Source organism: Micromonospora coerulea, from assembly GCF_016598485.1.
Taxonomy (GTDB): domain Bacteria; phylum Actinomycetota; class Actinomycetes; order Mycobacteriales; family Micromonosporaceae; genus Micromonospora; species Micromonospora coerulea.
The window spans coordinates 46,657-61,359 of sequence record NZ_JAEMUW010000016.1 but is presented as its reverse complement, the minus strand read 5'-3'; the positions used below and the strand labels follow the sequence as shown (position 1 = coordinate 61,359).

Annotated in this window: 11 protein-coding genes; 8 read left to right on the top strand and 3 right to left on the bottom strand. The window is 71.9% G+C overall.

Annotated elements, in window-relative coordinates; all coding sequences use genetic code 11:
• The first annotated feature begins 71 nt into the window (after positions 1-71).
• The 3 genes from I8N68_RS20710 to I8N68_RS20700 all read left to right on the top strand — a co-directional run bounded on the left by I8N68_RS20710 (position 72) and on the right by I8N68_RS20700 (position 3,857).
• A complete protein-coding gene (locus I8N68_RS20710; RefSeq protein ID WP_200212532.1) occupies positions 72-2,474 on the top strand; it encodes a PEP/pyruvate-binding domain-containing protein in 2,403 nt (800 codons plus the stop codon).
• A gap of 47 nt (positions 2,475-2,521) precedes the next feature.
• Entirely contained in the window at positions 2,522-3,172 is a 651-nt protein-coding gene (locus I8N68_RS20705; RefSeq protein WP_200212529.1) for a hypothetical protein, read from the top strand.
• A gap of 103 nt (positions 3,173-3,275) precedes the next feature.
• Positions 3,276-3,857 (top strand): TetR/AcrR family transcriptional regulator, encoded by a 582-nt coding sequence (locus I8N68_RS20700; RefSeq protein WP_200212526.1) that lies wholly within the window; start codon positions 3,276-3,278, stop codon positions 3,855-3,857.
• A gap of 47 nt (positions 3,858-3,904) precedes the next feature.
• Here I8N68_RS20700 and I8N68_RS20695 read toward each other — a convergent pair whose 3' ends face one another.
• Positions 3,905-5,254, bottom strand: coding sequence for a MurL-like N-terminal domain-containing (locus tag I8N68_RS20695; protein ID WP_200212519.1), 1,350 nt, complete (start codon positions 5,252-5,254; stop codon positions 3,905-3,907).
• 88 nt (positions 5,255-5,342) lie between these two features.
• On the opposite strand from I8N68_RS20695, the gene murD reads away from it, so the two are divergent.
• Entirely contained in the window at positions 5,343-6,689 is a 1,347-nt protein-coding gene (gene murD / locus I8N68_RS20690; protein ID WP_200212516.1) for a UDP-N-acetylmuramoyl-L-alanine--D-glutamate ligase, read from the top strand.
• Between the two features lie 13 nt (positions 6,690-6,702).
• On the opposite strand, the gene I8N68_RS20685 is transcribed toward murD, so the two are convergent.
• Positions 6,703-7,662 (bottom strand): hypothetical protein, encoded by a 960-nt coding sequence (locus I8N68_RS20685; RefSeq protein ID WP_307812901.1) that lies wholly within the window; start codon positions 7,660-7,662, stop codon positions 6,703-6,705.
• Between the two features lie 246 nt (positions 7,663-7,908).
• Here I8N68_RS20685 and I8N68_RS20680 point away from each other — a divergent pair, with 246 nt between their 5' ends.
• Entirely contained in the window at positions 7,909-9,210 is a 1,302-nt protein-coding gene (locus I8N68_RS20680; protein WP_200212506.1) for an aspartate aminotransferase family protein, read from the top strand.
• The gene (locus tag I8N68_RS20675; RefSeq protein WP_200212503.1) at positions 9,207-10,697 is read left to right on the top strand and encodes a CoA-acylating methylmalonate-semialdehyde dehydrogenase; all 1,491 of its coding nucleotides are present in this window, start codon (positions 9,207-9,209) and stop codon (positions 10,695-10,697) included. Before I8N68_RS20680 ends, I8N68_RS20675 begins: the two co-directional genes overlap by 4 nt.
• Here the strand turns inward: I8N68_RS20675 and I8N68_RS20670 are convergent.
• Positions 10,669-12,102 (bottom strand): acyltransferase family protein, encoded by a 1,434-nt coding sequence (locus I8N68_RS20670; RefSeq protein ID WP_200212500.1) that lies wholly within the window; start codon positions 12,100-12,102, stop codon positions 10,669-10,671. The two genes, I8N68_RS20675 and I8N68_RS20670, sit on opposite strands and share 29 nt — an antisense overlap.
• Positions 12,103-12,302: 200 nt before the next feature.
• Here I8N68_RS20670 and ngcE point away from each other — a divergent pair, with 200 nt between their 5' ends.
• Both ngcE and I8N68_RS20660 read left to right on the top strand, forming a co-directional pair.
• Positions 12,303-13,721, top strand: coding sequence for an N-acetylglucosamine/diacetylchitobiose ABC transporter substrate-binding protein (gene ngcE, locus I8N68_RS20665; protein ID WP_200212498.1), 1,419 nt, complete (start codon positions 12,303-12,305; stop codon positions 13,719-13,721).
• 62 nt (positions 13,722-13,783) lie between these two features.
• The gene (locus tag I8N68_RS20660; RefSeq protein WP_200212497.1) at positions 13,784-14,692 is read left to right on the top strand and encodes a carbohydrate ABC transporter permease; all 909 of its coding nucleotides are present in this window, start codon (positions 13,784-13,786) and stop codon (positions 14,690-14,692) included.
• The last annotated feature ends 11 nt before the right edge of the window (positions 14,693-14,703 follow it).

Here is a 14,703-nt window from a genome sequence, read left to right as displayed (position 1 = left end):
GACATTGCAGTTGCATTGCCAGCGGATATGCTCGCTGCAATGCAGGTGCATTGCAACAGGGGAGGCCGCAGGTGCGTGTGATCGCGTTGTCCGAGGTAACCGCCGACATGGTGGACCTGGTCGGCGGCAAGGCGGCCGCCCTCGGTGAGTTGATCCGGCGCGGCGAACGGGTGCCGCCGGGTTTCTGCGTCACCACCGAGGCGCGCCGGCTCGGTGCGCTGCCCCAGGCGGAGATCATCGAGGCCTATGAGCAGCTCGGTGGCGGTCCGGTGGCGGTGCGGTCGAGCGCGACCGCGGAGGACCTGCCGGATGCGAGCTTCGCCGGACAGCAGGACACCGTCCTCGACGTCACCGGCGCCGGGGAACTGATCGCCGCGATCGAGACGTGCTGGCGGTCGCTGCACAGCGCCCGGGCGACCGCTTACCGCGAGGCCCACCACATCGACCACGAAACGGTGCGCATGGCCGTCGTCGTGCAACGGATGATCACCGCTGAGGTGGCGGGGGTGTTGTTCACGGCCAACCCGCTCACCGGCTGCCGTACCGTGATGACGGTCGACGCTGCCCCGGGGCCCGGCACGTCGGTGGTGGATGGCGCCACGGTCGCACAACACTACGTTCTCGATGGATCGGAGCAGGACCACGCGGGGTGCGTGACGCCGGCGCAGCTGGCGGAGCTGTGGGCTGTCGGTGAGCGGCTGCAGGGGCATTTCGGCCGTCCCCAGGACGTGGAGTGGGCGATCGACCAGCATGGCACGGTGTGGCTGCTGCAGTCGCGGCCGATCACCACGCTGTTCCCCCTTCCGCCGGACACCGAGAAGCCCCTGCCCCGCGTCTACCTGGAGTTCGGCCACGTGCAGGGCATGCTGCAGCCCGTCACCCCGATGGGGATGTCCACCCTGAAATCGCTGGTCGCGGCGATGCTCGCGGCACTCGGCATCAGGGTCGACATCGTCGACATCGGCGGGCGCCTCTACGGTGACCTGACCGATCTGGCGCGCAGCAGGTCCGCCCGTAAGCGACTGGTCAAACTCATGGCGGTCGACTTCGGTCCCCGGGCCCAGGCGGTGATGCAGCACGTCCTGGCTGATCCCCGGTTCGCCGCCCGGAACGGCGCCACGAAGCACGGCGGTGGCGCGAACGTCCCACCGCTGCGGACCGCCGTGCACGCGGTGGTCGGGATCGTGCGGACGCTGGCCCGGCCCGATGCGGCCCGGGTACGGATGTTCGACGCCATCGAGCAGCTGAGGCTGCGATCGGCAGCCCCGGAAGGGCTGGAGACCGCCGCGCAACGGCTGCGCTTCGTGCAGGCACAGGGCCCGCTGGACAGCTCTGACGACATCACCTGGCCCATCGTGACCGGCATGCTCGCGGCCGCGCTGCCGGCTCACCTGCTCAAGGGCGTCGCCGGGCCTGACGAGATCCACATGGTGCTCGGTGGGATGCCGCACAACGTCACCATCGAGATGGATCTGGCGCTGTGGCGGATCGCCGAACACGCAGGCGAGCACCGCCGGTTACTCCTCGACACCCCGCCGGACGAGCTGGCCGCGCGGTACCGACGCGGGACGCTCCCGGACATCGGACTGGCGGTGTTCCTGGACAGCTACGGCCACCGCGGCGTCGCCGAGGTCGACCTCGGAGTGCCCCGCTGGGACGAGGACCCGACACCGGTCTTCGCCATGATCGCCAACTATCTGCGGGTCACCGACCCTCGACAGGCACCCGACCGGCGCTTCGCCCGCGCCGCCGCTACCGCCGAAGCGACGCTCCACGAGCTGGTCGCGCGGGCCCGCCGCCGCCGGCCGGTGCGCGGCCGGATCGCCGGGTTCCTGCTGCGCCGGGCGCGGTCCCTGGCGGGCCTGCGGGAGGCGGGCAAATTCGCCGGCCTGTACCGGCTGCGCGAGATGCGGCGGCAACTGCTGCTCATCGGCGCCGACCTGGCCGGTGCCGGCCTGCTGGAGCAGCCTGGCGACATCATGTTCCTGACCTTGGCGGAGGCGCACACGGCGGTGCACCAGAGCGCCGACCACCGGGAGGCGGTCGGCTCCCGCAAGGCGGTGCACCAGCGGGAGCTGCGCCGCCGGACGGTACCGGTAGCGCTGCTGTCCGACGGCACCGACATCGAGACCGTCCTGCCGGCGGCGCCCACCCCGGACGGCGCACTCCGTGGTGTGGGGGCGGCAGCGGGCCGGGCGACCGGCCCCGCCCGGGTGATCCACGACCCGGCCACCGCCCACATCGAACCGGGGGAGATCCTGGTCGTCGCGACCACGGACCCCGGCTGGACCCCGCTGTTCCTCACCGCCGGCGCATTGGTCACCGAGACCGGCGCGGTCATGGCCCACGGCCCCACCGTGGCCCGTGAATACGGCATCCCCGCTGTCATCTGCGTTCCCGACGCCACCCGCACCATCTCGACCGGGCAGATCATCACCGTCGACGGCGGAGCCGGAACCGTCACCATCACCTGACGACAGCACCTGCCCCTGCCAGCAACATCCACCGCGTGAGGACGACGATGAGCGACACGAAGACCCCCACCACAGCAGGGACGGGCTCGCTGCTGCGCCGGGCAGCCGCGACCGAGGGCGCGATGTGGCGCAGCATGTACCTGTGGGCGCGCCGCAGGCCGCTGGCCCTGGCCCCGGGCGACGATCCGTTCGGCTACCTCGGGGTGGTCAAGCCGATCCTCGGCATCTTCATCGGCCTGTCGGCCGTCGAAATCCCGATCTTCGACCTCATCGTCAGCAACGTGGTGCCGTGGCGGCCGGCCCGCTGGATCGTGCTCGCCCTCGGCGTCTGGGGCCTGCTCTGGATGATCGGCCTCTTCGCGAGCATGAAGATCCACCCCCACGTGGTCGGCGACGCGGGGATCCGCGTACGCCTGAGCGCGGGCATCGACATCTTCGTGCCGTGGGCGGACGTCGAGGCGGTGAGCAAGCGTTACCGCTCGCTGCCCTCGAGCAGGTCGGTACAGGTCGAGGAGGATGGCGATCGCAGGGTGCTGCACCTCGTGGTCGGCAGCCAGACCAGCGTCGACATCCGGCTGCGTCGGCCGACGACCTTCGTGCTGCCGAAGGGGCAGACCGAGCCCGTCGACGAGCTGCGCCTCTACGCCGACGACCCCGACGGCTTTCTCCGCAGCTCACGAGGCACGTCGGCGGCATGAGACCGTCGCGGCGGCGGCAACCCTCGATCAGGCGGGCGTCGCGGAGCACCGCGCCGCCGACCAGCAGCTGTCAATACGACCGCACTGTGAAAGCATCGATGTCATGCCCAAGAAGGTCGACCCCCAGGAGCGACGTACGCTCATCGCCGACGCGTTGATGCGGGTCGCTGCGGAGCAGGGCCTCGAGGCGGTGAGCCTGCGCCACGTGGCGGCCGAGGCCGGCGTCTCCGCCGGGATGGTGCAGCACTACTTCCGCACCAAGGACGAGATGATGGCGTTCGCGCTGGCCGTGGTCCGGGATCGCAGCCAGATCCGGGTCACCGAGGCGGTTGCCCGGCTGGGTGACAACCCGAGCCCACGGCTGCTGTTGCGCACGATGATCGCGGCGTTGCTGCCGCTCGACGAACAGACGCGCAGCGACGGGCGGGTGGCCCTGGCGTTCCTCGCCTACACCGCGGTCCGACCGGCGGCCGCCGCCGGCCTCCGCGAGGAGACCGCGCAGCTGATCGCCTTCATCGCCAGCGTCCTTCCCGCGCCGAACGCCAGCGAAGCCGCGGCCGGTCTGCTGGCGCTCATGGAGGGCCTGGGGGTCTACCTGCTGGGCGGGCAGTACACCGCCGAGCAGGCCCTGAGCGCCTTGGACGCCCACCTCGACATGATCTTCAGTTCCGCCGTACCCGGCTGAGCCCAGACTGGTCAGCTCACCCCAGCTGGGCAGCAACCGGGCGGGGGTTAGGTGAGGGCGGTGAGGGCCTTGGCGTAGGCGGCGGGGACGAAGTTGGGGCCGCCGGGGGTGAAGACGTCCGAGGTGGCGGCGGCCGACCACGCGGTGTCGGGCAGCGCGTCGACCAGGGCGCGCACCACCGGGGCGTCGCGCCACTGCGGCTGCTCGGCCAGCAGGCTCAGCGCCACCACCGACTCCTCGACCTCACCGACGCACTCGAACGGCTTGTGCCCGTCCACCCCGAGCAGCTCCCGGTAGCCCGGGACCTGCGACTCGTCGGCCAGCAGGTCGCCGCCGAAGATGTGGGTGATCCGCTCCCGGGACATGAACGGCGCCATGGCCAGGAAGACGAACCGGCACTTGGGGCAGTCGCGGCACCAGCGCTCGCTCGCGTCGCGTAACTTGAACGCCGCGTTGCAGCTGGTCACCACGTCGTCGTACCGGTCGATGGCGGCGAAGAGCCGGGCGATGTGCAGCTCGGACAGCGACCGCAGCAGCGAGAAGTACGGCTCGGTGAGCCCGGCGTGCTCGGCCAGCGCGGCCCGGAGCAGCCCCTCCGCCTCGACGCCCTTGGACCACTGGTGGTTGATCTCGTGACGGTTCCAGACCAGGTTCGGGTCGGAGGCGGACCGCTCGTTGGACATCACCACCGGGCCGAGCCCGTGCAGCACGGCGGTGGCGACCGCGATCAGCGAGTTGATCGCGGTGACCGGGATGTGCCCGTTGCGCGCGCCGGCCGCGTTGAGGTCGAACAGCACCGGGTCGATCCGCCGGCGGGCCGCCAGGGGCACCAGGTCGGAGGCCTCGTTGACCGACACGATGACGTGGTTCGGGTTGACCGAGAAGGGCACCGGGTCGAAGCCGGCCCGGCGCAGCGCCTCCAGGCTGACGATCGAGTCCTTGCCGCCGCCGACGGCCGACAGCGGCCGCCGGTCCGAGTCGTCGTACACCCGGGGCGGGGTCACCTCGCCGGCTGGCACCTCCGGGTGCAGCCCGAGCACGTGCGGCAGCTGGTTGCGGTACGCGTACTCGGCGAGGCCCTTGGTGTAGACGGCGGTGACCAGCTCGACGGCGGCCGCGCCCAGCGGCGCCGGCAGCACCAGCCGGGGCGGCGCGGCGGCCTTGTAGTAGCTGACCCCGGCGACCAGGTGCAGCAGTTCGAGGACCCGGTCCAGGGTGGCCACGGTCTCGTCCGACGGCGGTTCGGCCGGCAGCGGGAGCGTGATCACCTCGGTGAACCGCTGCTCGCCGTCCGGCCCGGTCAGGGCGTAGTCGAACAACGCCTCGCCGGTGGCGAGGTCGATCGAGTAGGACGGGAAGGTGAAGGCGTCCATCCGCCGGAGCTGCTCGTTGGGCACACGCCATACTAGGCCCTGGTTCGTCCGCCGTGTCCGGCTGCGTCGGACCCTGCCCGCCGACCGTTGTCGAAACCCCCGAGGAGAGCCCGTGCGCCTGTCTGAACTGCGCGGACGTACCGTCGCCGTCTGGGGGACCGGCCGGGAGGGCCGGGCGGCGGTGACCGCCATCGCCGCGCACGGCCCGGCCGGACTGGTCGCGGTGGACGACAGTGCGAACTTCCTCAGCCTGCCCTGGGAGGGCCCGCTGGCCGAGGCGGCCCCCCTGATCACCGGGGAGGTGGGCTTCGACCGGCTGGTCGCCGCCGACGTGGTGGTCCGTTCGCCCGGGGTGCCGAACACCCACCCGTGGATGGTGGAGCTGCGCCGGCGCGCGGTGCCCGTCACCCAGGGCAGCGCCCTCTGGATGGCCGACCACGCCGACCGCACGGTCGGGGTGACCGGCAGCAAGGGCAAGAGCACCACCTCCAGCCTGATCAGTCACCTGCTGACCGCGATGGACCGGCCCAACATCTTCGGCGGCAACATCGGGGTGCCGCTGCTCGACCTGCCCGAGGCCGAGCTGTACGTGCTGGAGCTCTCCAGCTACCAGTGCGCCGATCTGACCGACTCGCCCCGGGTCGCCGTGGTCACCGCGCTCTTCCCCGAGCACCTCGACGCGCACGGCGGTGAGCGCGAGTACTACCAGGACAAGCTCAACCTGCTCGCCCACGGCCCGCACACCGTGGTGGTCAACGGCGCCGATCCCCGGCTCGCCGTGGAGCTCGGTGACCGCGCGGCGGTGCGGGCCGGCTCCCCGGACACCACCCAGGTCGCCTCCGGTCCGGACGGCGCCCCGTGGTTCCACCTGCGTGACCAGCCGCTCTTCCCGCGGGCGGTGCTGCCGCTGGTCGGCCGGCACAACGAGAGCAACCTCTGCGTCGCCCTCGCGGTACTCGACGCGCTCGGCGTCGACGTGGTGGCCCGGAAGGACTCCCTGGCGGTCGCGGTCGCCGGGTTCCAGGGCCTGGCCCACCGGCTCACCGAGATCCCCGACCCGTCCGGCCTCACCTTCGTCGACGACACCCTCGCCACCAGCCCGTACGCGGCGATGCACGCGATCGACGCGTACGAGGGCCGGCCGCTGACGGTGATCGTCGGCGGCACCGACCGGGGGCTGGACTACACCCCGTTGCGGGAGCACCTGGCCGAGCGGGAGATCACCGTGATCGGCATCCCGGACAGCGGGCCCCGGATCGTCGACGCGCTCGCCGGGCTGCCCGCGGTCCGCGCCGAACTCGCCGACGACCTGGTCGCGGCCGTGGGGCTGGCCCGCAAGGTCACCCCGGCCGGCGGGGTGGTGCTGCTCTCGCCCGCCGCCCCGAGCTACGGCCGGTTCCGCAACTTCGAGCACCGCTCGGAGGTCTTCGCCCAGGCGGTCGCCGACACCGCCCGGTGAACCCGTCGGCGGGTCAGACCAGCACGCCGTGCAGGGCGCGCAGGGACCGGATCGCCGAGCGGATCTCCTGGAGGTAGCGCCCGGCGGTGAGAGTGGGTTCCGGCACCCGGGCCAGCGTGGCCAGCGCCGGGTCGACGCCGATCGTGTCGATCCCGCAGCCGTACGGCAGGGTCAGCGTACGCAGGGCGTCGCAGTGCTGGAACGGCACGTAGATCGGCGCGGTCACCATCAGCACCTGGTCCTCGCCGCGCAGCCGGACGTGCTCCGCCCAGAACCGCTGGGTGTCGGCGGTGTGCGCGCGTCGCCGCTCCGGCTCGCTGGACGGCGCGGCGAGCACCCGCACCGGGGGCAGCCCGTTGGGCTGGTAGGTCCGCGACGACCAGGAGTGGTGCGGGTGACCGCCGTCGTGGCCGTCCTCGTCGACCGGCGCGGCGAGCCCGAAGAAGCGGCGCACGGCGGCGTCCAGGACGTCCACCTCGGTCTCCCCGCTCAGCCCGGTGTCGGCGAGGACCCGCCGCTCGGGCCCGGTCAGCGGCCGGAAGCTGCCCAGCACGGCGACCTCGCCGTCCACGGTCGGCCCGTCCCGCAGCAGGTGGGCGGCGTACGCGACCCGGCGCAGGCAGGCGTGTGCCAGCCCGCCGAGCACCACCAGGTGGGCGTACCCGGGCCGGGGCGGCGCGGCGGCCCGGACCAGGCCGAGCGCGGCGGCCGAGTCGAGGATCAGCCCGACCGTCGCCGGGTCGAGAGCCGGCTCCCGGGCGTCCGGCCGTTCCCGCCCCTGGCGGAAGTCCCAGTGCCGGGCTGAGAACTCGTCCAGCCGGGCCAGCACCGCGGTGAGGTCCCCGGCCGGCCAGTCCCCGCCGAAGCGCCGGACCAGGGCCCGCAGCGGGGCGGACTCCGCCCAGGCCCGTACCCCGACCGCCAGTTCCGCAGCGGTCGTCCCGGCCGGCAGCGCCACCTCCACCGTCCACACCCGGCGGATGCTACCGCCGCCGGCCGCCGCCATCGGCCCGTCCGACGGCCGCTGCGGAATGCGTGGTTGACCAGCGGCCAGAGCGACGGAAAGGTAAGCGATCATCACGCTTTGCCCTGGAAACCGCAGCGGCCGGTTGACGCGCTGTCAGGCCGGCACCGTCGCTGCGCTACACAGTGACAGTTGTCCCTGCCGTCGGGCGGTGAGAGCGTGCGAGGACCGAACAGCCGCTGAAGGGTGCGATCGATGATCTCCGACGACCTGCTGGCCCGGCACCGGGCCGTGCTCCCGTCCTGGATGCCGCTCTACTACGACGAGCCGATCGAGCTGGTCTCCGGCTCCGGGCGCCGGGTGACCGACGCGCAGGGGCGCAGCTACCTGGACTTCTTCGGCGGCGTGCTGACAAACATGATCGGCTACGACATCCCGGAGATCCGGGAGGCGGTACAGCGCCAGCTCGCCACCGGCATCGTGCACAGCTCCACCCTCTATCTGATCCGCCAACAGGTCGAGCTGGCCGAGAAGATCGCGCGAATCTCCGGCATCCCGGACGCCCGGGTCTTCTTCACCAACTCCGGCACCGAGGCGAACGAGGCGGCCCTGCTGGTCGCCACCAACTACCGCCGCTCGCACCAGATCCTCGCCGTGCGCAACAGCTACCACGGTCGGTCGTACGCGGCGATGGGCATCACCGGCAACCGGAGCTGGTCGGCGAGCGCGCTCAACCCGCTCCAGGTGGCCTGGCTGCACTCCGGGGAGCGGCTGCGCGGCCTGCTGTCCCGGCTGGGTCCCGACGACCAGGTCGACGCGGCGGTGGAGGACCTGCGGGAGGTGCTCGCCACGCAAACCGCCGGGGAGGTGGCCTGTCTGATCGCCGAGCCGATCCAGGGCGTCGGCGGCTTCGTGCACCCGCCGGACGGGCTCTTCGCCGCCTGGAAGAAGGTGCTCGACGAGTCCGGCATCCTGTTCGTCTCCGACGAGGTGCAGACCGGCTGGGGCCGCACCGGTGAGCACTTCTGGGGCTACCAGGCGCACGGCGTCACCCCGGACCTGCTCACCTTCGCCAAGGGCATCGGCAACGGCTTCGCCCTGGCCGGCGTGGTCGGCCGGGCCGACGTACTGGAGTCGGTGCCGGCGATCAGCTTCTCCACCTTCGGCGGCAACCCGATCTCCACCGCCGCCGGCAACGCCGTCCTCGACTACCTGCTCGACCACGACCTCCAGGCCAACGCGGCCCGCGTCGGCGCGATCCTCGCCGACGGCCTGCGGTCCGCGGTGGGCGGCCTCGACTGCGTCGCCGAGGTACGCGGCAAGGGGCTGATGCTCGGCGTCGAGTTCGTCCGCCCGGGCACCACCGAGCCCGACCCGGCGATGACCGTCCGGGTCTTCGAGGCGTGCAAGGCCGGCGGCCTGCTCGCCGGCAAGGGCGGCCTGTACGGCAACGTGCTGCGGATGGGCCCGCCGCTGACGCTGACCGAGGAGGAGGCCCGGGAAGGGCTGGCCATCCTGGTCGACGCGATCCGCTCGTCGGCGGAGGTGCCGGCGTGACCACCATCGGGCACTTCATCGACGGCAAGCGGGTGAACGGCAGCTCCGAGCGGCGCGCCGACGTCTTCGACCCGGCCACCGGCCGGCGTACCGGTGAGGTGGAGCTGGCCTGCGCCGCGGACGTGGCGGGCGCGGTCGAGGCCGCCGAGCGGGCCGCGCGGGCCTGGCGGGACGCGTCGCTTTCGAAGCGGACGGCGGTGCTGTTCGCCTTCCGCGAGCTGGTCCACGCCCGGCGCGGCCAGCTCGCCGAGGTGATCACCGCCGAGCACGGCAAGGTGCTCGCGGACGCCGCCGGCGAGGTGCAGCGCGGCCTGGAGGTGATCGAGTACGCGTGCGGCATCCCCGCGGCGCTGCGCGGCGGCTTCAGCGAGAACGTCTCCACCGAGGTCGACTCCTACAGCCTGCGGCAGCCGCTGGGCGTGGTGGCGGTGATCTCGCCGTTCAACTTCCCGGTGATGGTGCCGCTGTGGTTCGTGCCGGTCGCCGTGGCCTGCGGCAACGCGGTGGTGCTCAAGCCGAGCGAGAAGGACCCGAGCGCGGCGCTGCTGCTGGCCGAGTGGTTCGCCGAGGCCGGCCTGCCCGACGGCGTGCTGAACGTGGTCAACGGCGACAAGGAGGCGGTCGACGCCCTGCTCGACCACCCCGCCGTCAAGGCGGTCTCGTTCGTCGGCTCCACCCCCGTCGCCCGGTACGTGCACCAGCGTGGGTCGCTGGCCGGCAAGCGGGTGCAGGCGCTGGGCGGGGCCAAGAACCACATGGTGGTGCTCCCCGACGCCGACCTGGACCTGGCCGCCGACGCGGCGGTGAACGCGGGCTTCGGCTCGGCGGGCGAGCGGTGCATGGCCATCTCCGCCCTGGTCGCGGTGGAGCCGGTGGCGGACGCCCTGGTCGCGAAGATCGCGCAGCGGATGGCCGGCCTGCGCACCGGTGACGGCCGGCGTGGCTGCGACATGGGCCCGCTGGTCACCGCCGCGCACGCCGAGCGGGTCCGTTCCTACGTGGAGTCCGGGATCACCGCCGGCGCGGTGCCGGTGGTGGACGGCCGGGACGTCACGCCGGACGGGGAGCTGGCGGGCTTCTGGCTCGGTCCGACCCTCTTCGACCACGTCACCCCGGACATGTCGATCTACACCGACGAGATCTTCGGGCCGGTGCTCAGCGTCGTCCGGGTCGGCTCGTACGACGAGGCGGTCGACCTGGTCAACGCCAATCCGTACGGCAACGGCACGGCGATCTTCACCAACGACGGCGGCGCGGCCCGGCGCTACCAGCACGAGGTGCAGGTCGGCATGGTCGGGATCAACGTGCCGATCCCGGTGCCGATGGCGTACTACTCCTTCGGCGGCTGGAAGGCGTCGCTCTTCGGTGACCTGCACGCGCACGGCGCCGACGGGGTCGCCTTCTTCACCCGGGGCAAGGTGGTCACCAGCCGCTGGCTCGATCCGCGTCACGGCGGGGTCAACCTCGGTTTCCCCACCCAGACCTGAGCAGCCGCAGCACCCCCGCCCCGGCCAGGTACGCCACCAGCGCCGGGGCGGGCAGCCCCAGCGGCTCCGGGTCGGCCTTGCGGGTCAGGCTGTTCAGCAGCAGCCCGGCGACGACGCCCGCGTACCCGGCGACCGCGAGCACGGCCCGGACGGACGGCGTGCGCGGTCCGGCGTCCCCGGCCGGGGTCGGCGCCCGGGCCGGACCGGTGCCGTCGGTGCCGGACCCGGTGGGGCCGGGGGCGCGGGTGTCGGACCTGGCCGGGCTGGTCCGGCGGCTGCGGGCCTCGATCCGGCCGAAGACGGCGACGAGCGCCGCCAGCACCACGGCCAGGGCGAGCAGCCAGGGCACCCGCCACGCCCACCAGGCCGCCGAGCCGACCCGGGGGGTGGGGAGCACGCCGACGGCGTCCAGCAGGCCGATCAGCAGCACGGCGGCGGTCAGCTGCCAGAGGAAGACGGTCAGCACCACCGAGTTCACCGCGATCACCGCCTGCCACGGGCCGGTCCGGCGCAGCCAGCGGCGCGCCGGGGCCTGGAGCAGCAGGATCAGCCCGAGCTGCGCGGTGGCGACGGCGAGCAGCGCCAAGCTCGGCGGTGCGGCGTTGTCCAGCCGCTCGCCGGGCACGTTGAGCATCGCCACCGGGTACGGCCCGACGATCGTCAGCAGCACCAGCGCGACCAGCCCGCCGGCCAGCAGCGCCAGCCCGGTGCGCCGGGAGGTGGGCAGCCGCCGGTGGCGCGGGGTGTCCGGGGAGCGGGCGTCGTACCAGGCGAAGCCGAGCTGGTGCACGGCCAGCCAGCCGAAGAGGTAGTTCCCCGTCGCCAGGCCGGCCGGGCCGAGCAGCCGGCCCAGGTCGCCGAGCGCCACGAGGCCGACGAGCACCAGCGGCACGACCAGTCCGAAGCGACGGTGCAGCGCGTACATCGGCGGCGTCAGCGGCACGACGATCAGGTACGCGACGAGGAACCAGAGCGGGATGGTGGCGAACCAGACCACGGTGCGGATCTCGCTCGGTTCGGCGCCGCGCAGCCGGGCGACCGCCGCACCGATCGCCAGCACGACCAGCAGGGCGGTGGTCGGGCGGACCAGCCGGGCGCTGCGGTCGACCAGCCAGCCGGTGGTGTCGCCGCCCCGGGAGCGGCGCGCGGTCAGCGAGGCGGCGTTGGCGTACCCGCCGACCAGGAAGAAGACCGGCATCACCTGGGCCACCCAGGTCAGCGGCCAGGCCCAGGGCAGGTCGCCGAGGGCGGAGTGGCCGGTGGGCCGGCCGGCCCGGTCGTACCCGATGACGGTCACGCCCCAGTGACCGAGGACGACCACGATGATGGCGAGCGCTCTGAGCAGGTCGACGTAGCGCTCCCGCCCCGCCGGCGTGCGCTCGGCGAGCTGCCGCAGGCGGCGCATGGGCCCAGGCTATGCCAGCCGGCGCTGGCCGGTGGTGATAACGGTTCGTCGTCGGGTCTTGTGGTCCGCGTCCCACTGTCGTAGAAATTCTTCAGGAACATTGCATTAAGTGAAGACAAGCGACACACCCCCGTGCCTCGACGCCGGGCCCGCCATCCCCCAGTCCGGCGGGCCGCCCGTACCCGAACCGAGGAGAAGTGATGAACAGGCGTGACATCCTGCGGCGCAGCGCCGCCGCCGGTCTGCTGGCCACCCCCGCCGCCGGTCTGCTCGCCGGCTGTGCCACCTCCGGCGGCGACGACGACAAGGGCGACTCCGGCAGCTACCAGGGCACCAAGAGCGAGCAGAACCCGCTCGGCGTCAAGGAGGACGCCCCGCTGGAGGTGGTGATCTTCAACGGCGGCTTCGGCGAGGAGTACGCCAAGAGCCACGAGGCCATGTACAAGGAGAAGTACCCCAAGGCCGAGATCAAGCATTCCGCGACACAGGAGATCAACAAGACCCTCCAGCCGCGCTTCGTCGACGGCACCCCGCCCGACGTGGTGAACAACTCCGGCGCCGGACAGATCGACCCCAACGGCCTGGTCTCCCAGAACGCCCTCGCCGACCTGGGTCAGCTGCTCGCCGCCCCGAGCCTCGACATCCCGGGCAAGACCGTCAAGGACACCCTGCTCCCCGGCGCCGTCGACGTCGGCTCGTACGACGGCAAGTTCCTGGTGATGAACTACACCTACACCGTGTACGGCATCTGGCACTCCACCAAGCTCTTCACTGAGCGCAACTGGCAGTACGCGAAGACCTGGGACGAGCACATCGCGCTCTGCAAGCAGATCAAGGCCGCCGGCATCGCCCCCTGGACGTACGCGGGCATCCACCCGCGCTACATGAGCTGGCCGCTGATCTCCACCGCGATCAAGCTCGGCGGCCCCTCGGTCGCCCTGGCGATCGACAACCTGGAGCCGAACGCCTGGAAGTCCGACGCGATGAAGACCGCCGCCGACGCCTGGTACCAGATCGTCAAGGACAAGTACATCCTGGAGGGCTCGCCCGGCCTGGACCACAAGCAGTCGCAGACCGCGTGGTGCCAGGGCAAGGCGGCCTTCATCTCCTGCGGCTCCTGGCTGGAGAGCGAGCAGAAGGACGTCACCCCGGCCGGGTTCAACATGACCGTCGCCCCGACGCCGAGCCTGGGCAGCGGCGACAAGCTGCCCTTCGAGGCGATCCGCGGCACCGCCGGCGAGCCGTTCATCGTGCCGGCCAAGGCGAAGAACGTGGCCGGCGGCCTGGAGTACTTCCGGACCATGCTCTCCAAGAAGGGCGCGCAGGACTTCACGAAGAAGGTCGCCAGCCTCACCGTGGTGGCCGGAACCACCGAGGGCGTCGAGTTGCCGTTCGGGCTGACCAGCGTGGTCAAGGCGCTGGAGGCGTCCGGGTCCAACGGCTTCAACTGGGTCTACAACAATTACTACCGCAAGCTGGAGCGCAACCTCGTCGACGCCGCCTGCGGCGAGTTCTTCAGCGGCCGGTCCACCCCGGCGGAGTTCCTCGACCAGTGCCAGAACGGCGCCGACTCGATCGCCCAGGACAGCTCAATCAAGAAGTACAAGCGCGCCGCGTGACACCCGCCGGTGGGGGTGGGACCTCCCGCCCCCGCCGGCCGAACCAGGGAGGGGTCGCGCAGGTGCGACATGGCAGATACCCGCTGATCGTCAGCTTCCTGCTGCCGCCGCTGGTGCTGTACGGCGTCTTCGTGCTCTCGCCGTACCTCCAGGCCTTTCAGATCTCGACCACCGACTGGCTGGGGTACTCCGCGCAGGCCGACCCCGTCGGCCTGGCCAACTTCCAGACCCTGCTGCACGACGGCTACGTCTGGAACGCGTTGAAGAACAACGCGATCCTGCTCGCCGTGGTGCCGGTGCTGACCATCGCGCTCGGTCTCTTCTTCGCCACCATGCTCACCATGGGCGGGCGTCGGGGCCGGGCGGGCGTGTCCGGGGTCCGCGGCACCGCCGTGTACCGGCTGGTCTACTTCTTCCCGCAGGTGCTCTCGGTGGTGATCATCGCGTTGCTCTGGAAGGAGATCTACCACCCCAACAGCGGCCTGCTCAACGGCGCGCTGCGCGCCGTCGGTCTGCCCGCGCCGACCTGGCTGGGTGACCCCCGGTTCGCCTTCTGGTGCGTGCTGGCGGTGATGGTCTGGAGCAACGTCGGCTTCTACGTGGTGCTCTTCGGCGCCGCCATGCAGGCCATCCCGCGCGACATCTACGAGGCGGTGATGCTCGACGGCGCCTCCCGCACGGTGATGCTCCGCAAGATCACCATCCCGTTGCTCTGGGACACCATCCAGGTGGCCTGGATCTACCTGGCCATCGCCGCGCTGGACGGCTTCATCCTGGTCCAGTTGATGACCAACGGCGGTCCGAACTTCTCCTCCGACGTCATCGGCATGCGGATGTACGACACCGCCTTCGGCAGCGAGACCAAGTTCGGGTACGCCTCGGCGATCGGCGTGGTGATGTTCTTCCTGACCCTCTCGGTGGCGGTGCTGGCACTGCGGGCCGCCCGGCGCGATCGGATCGAGTACTCTTGACATATTCCGCC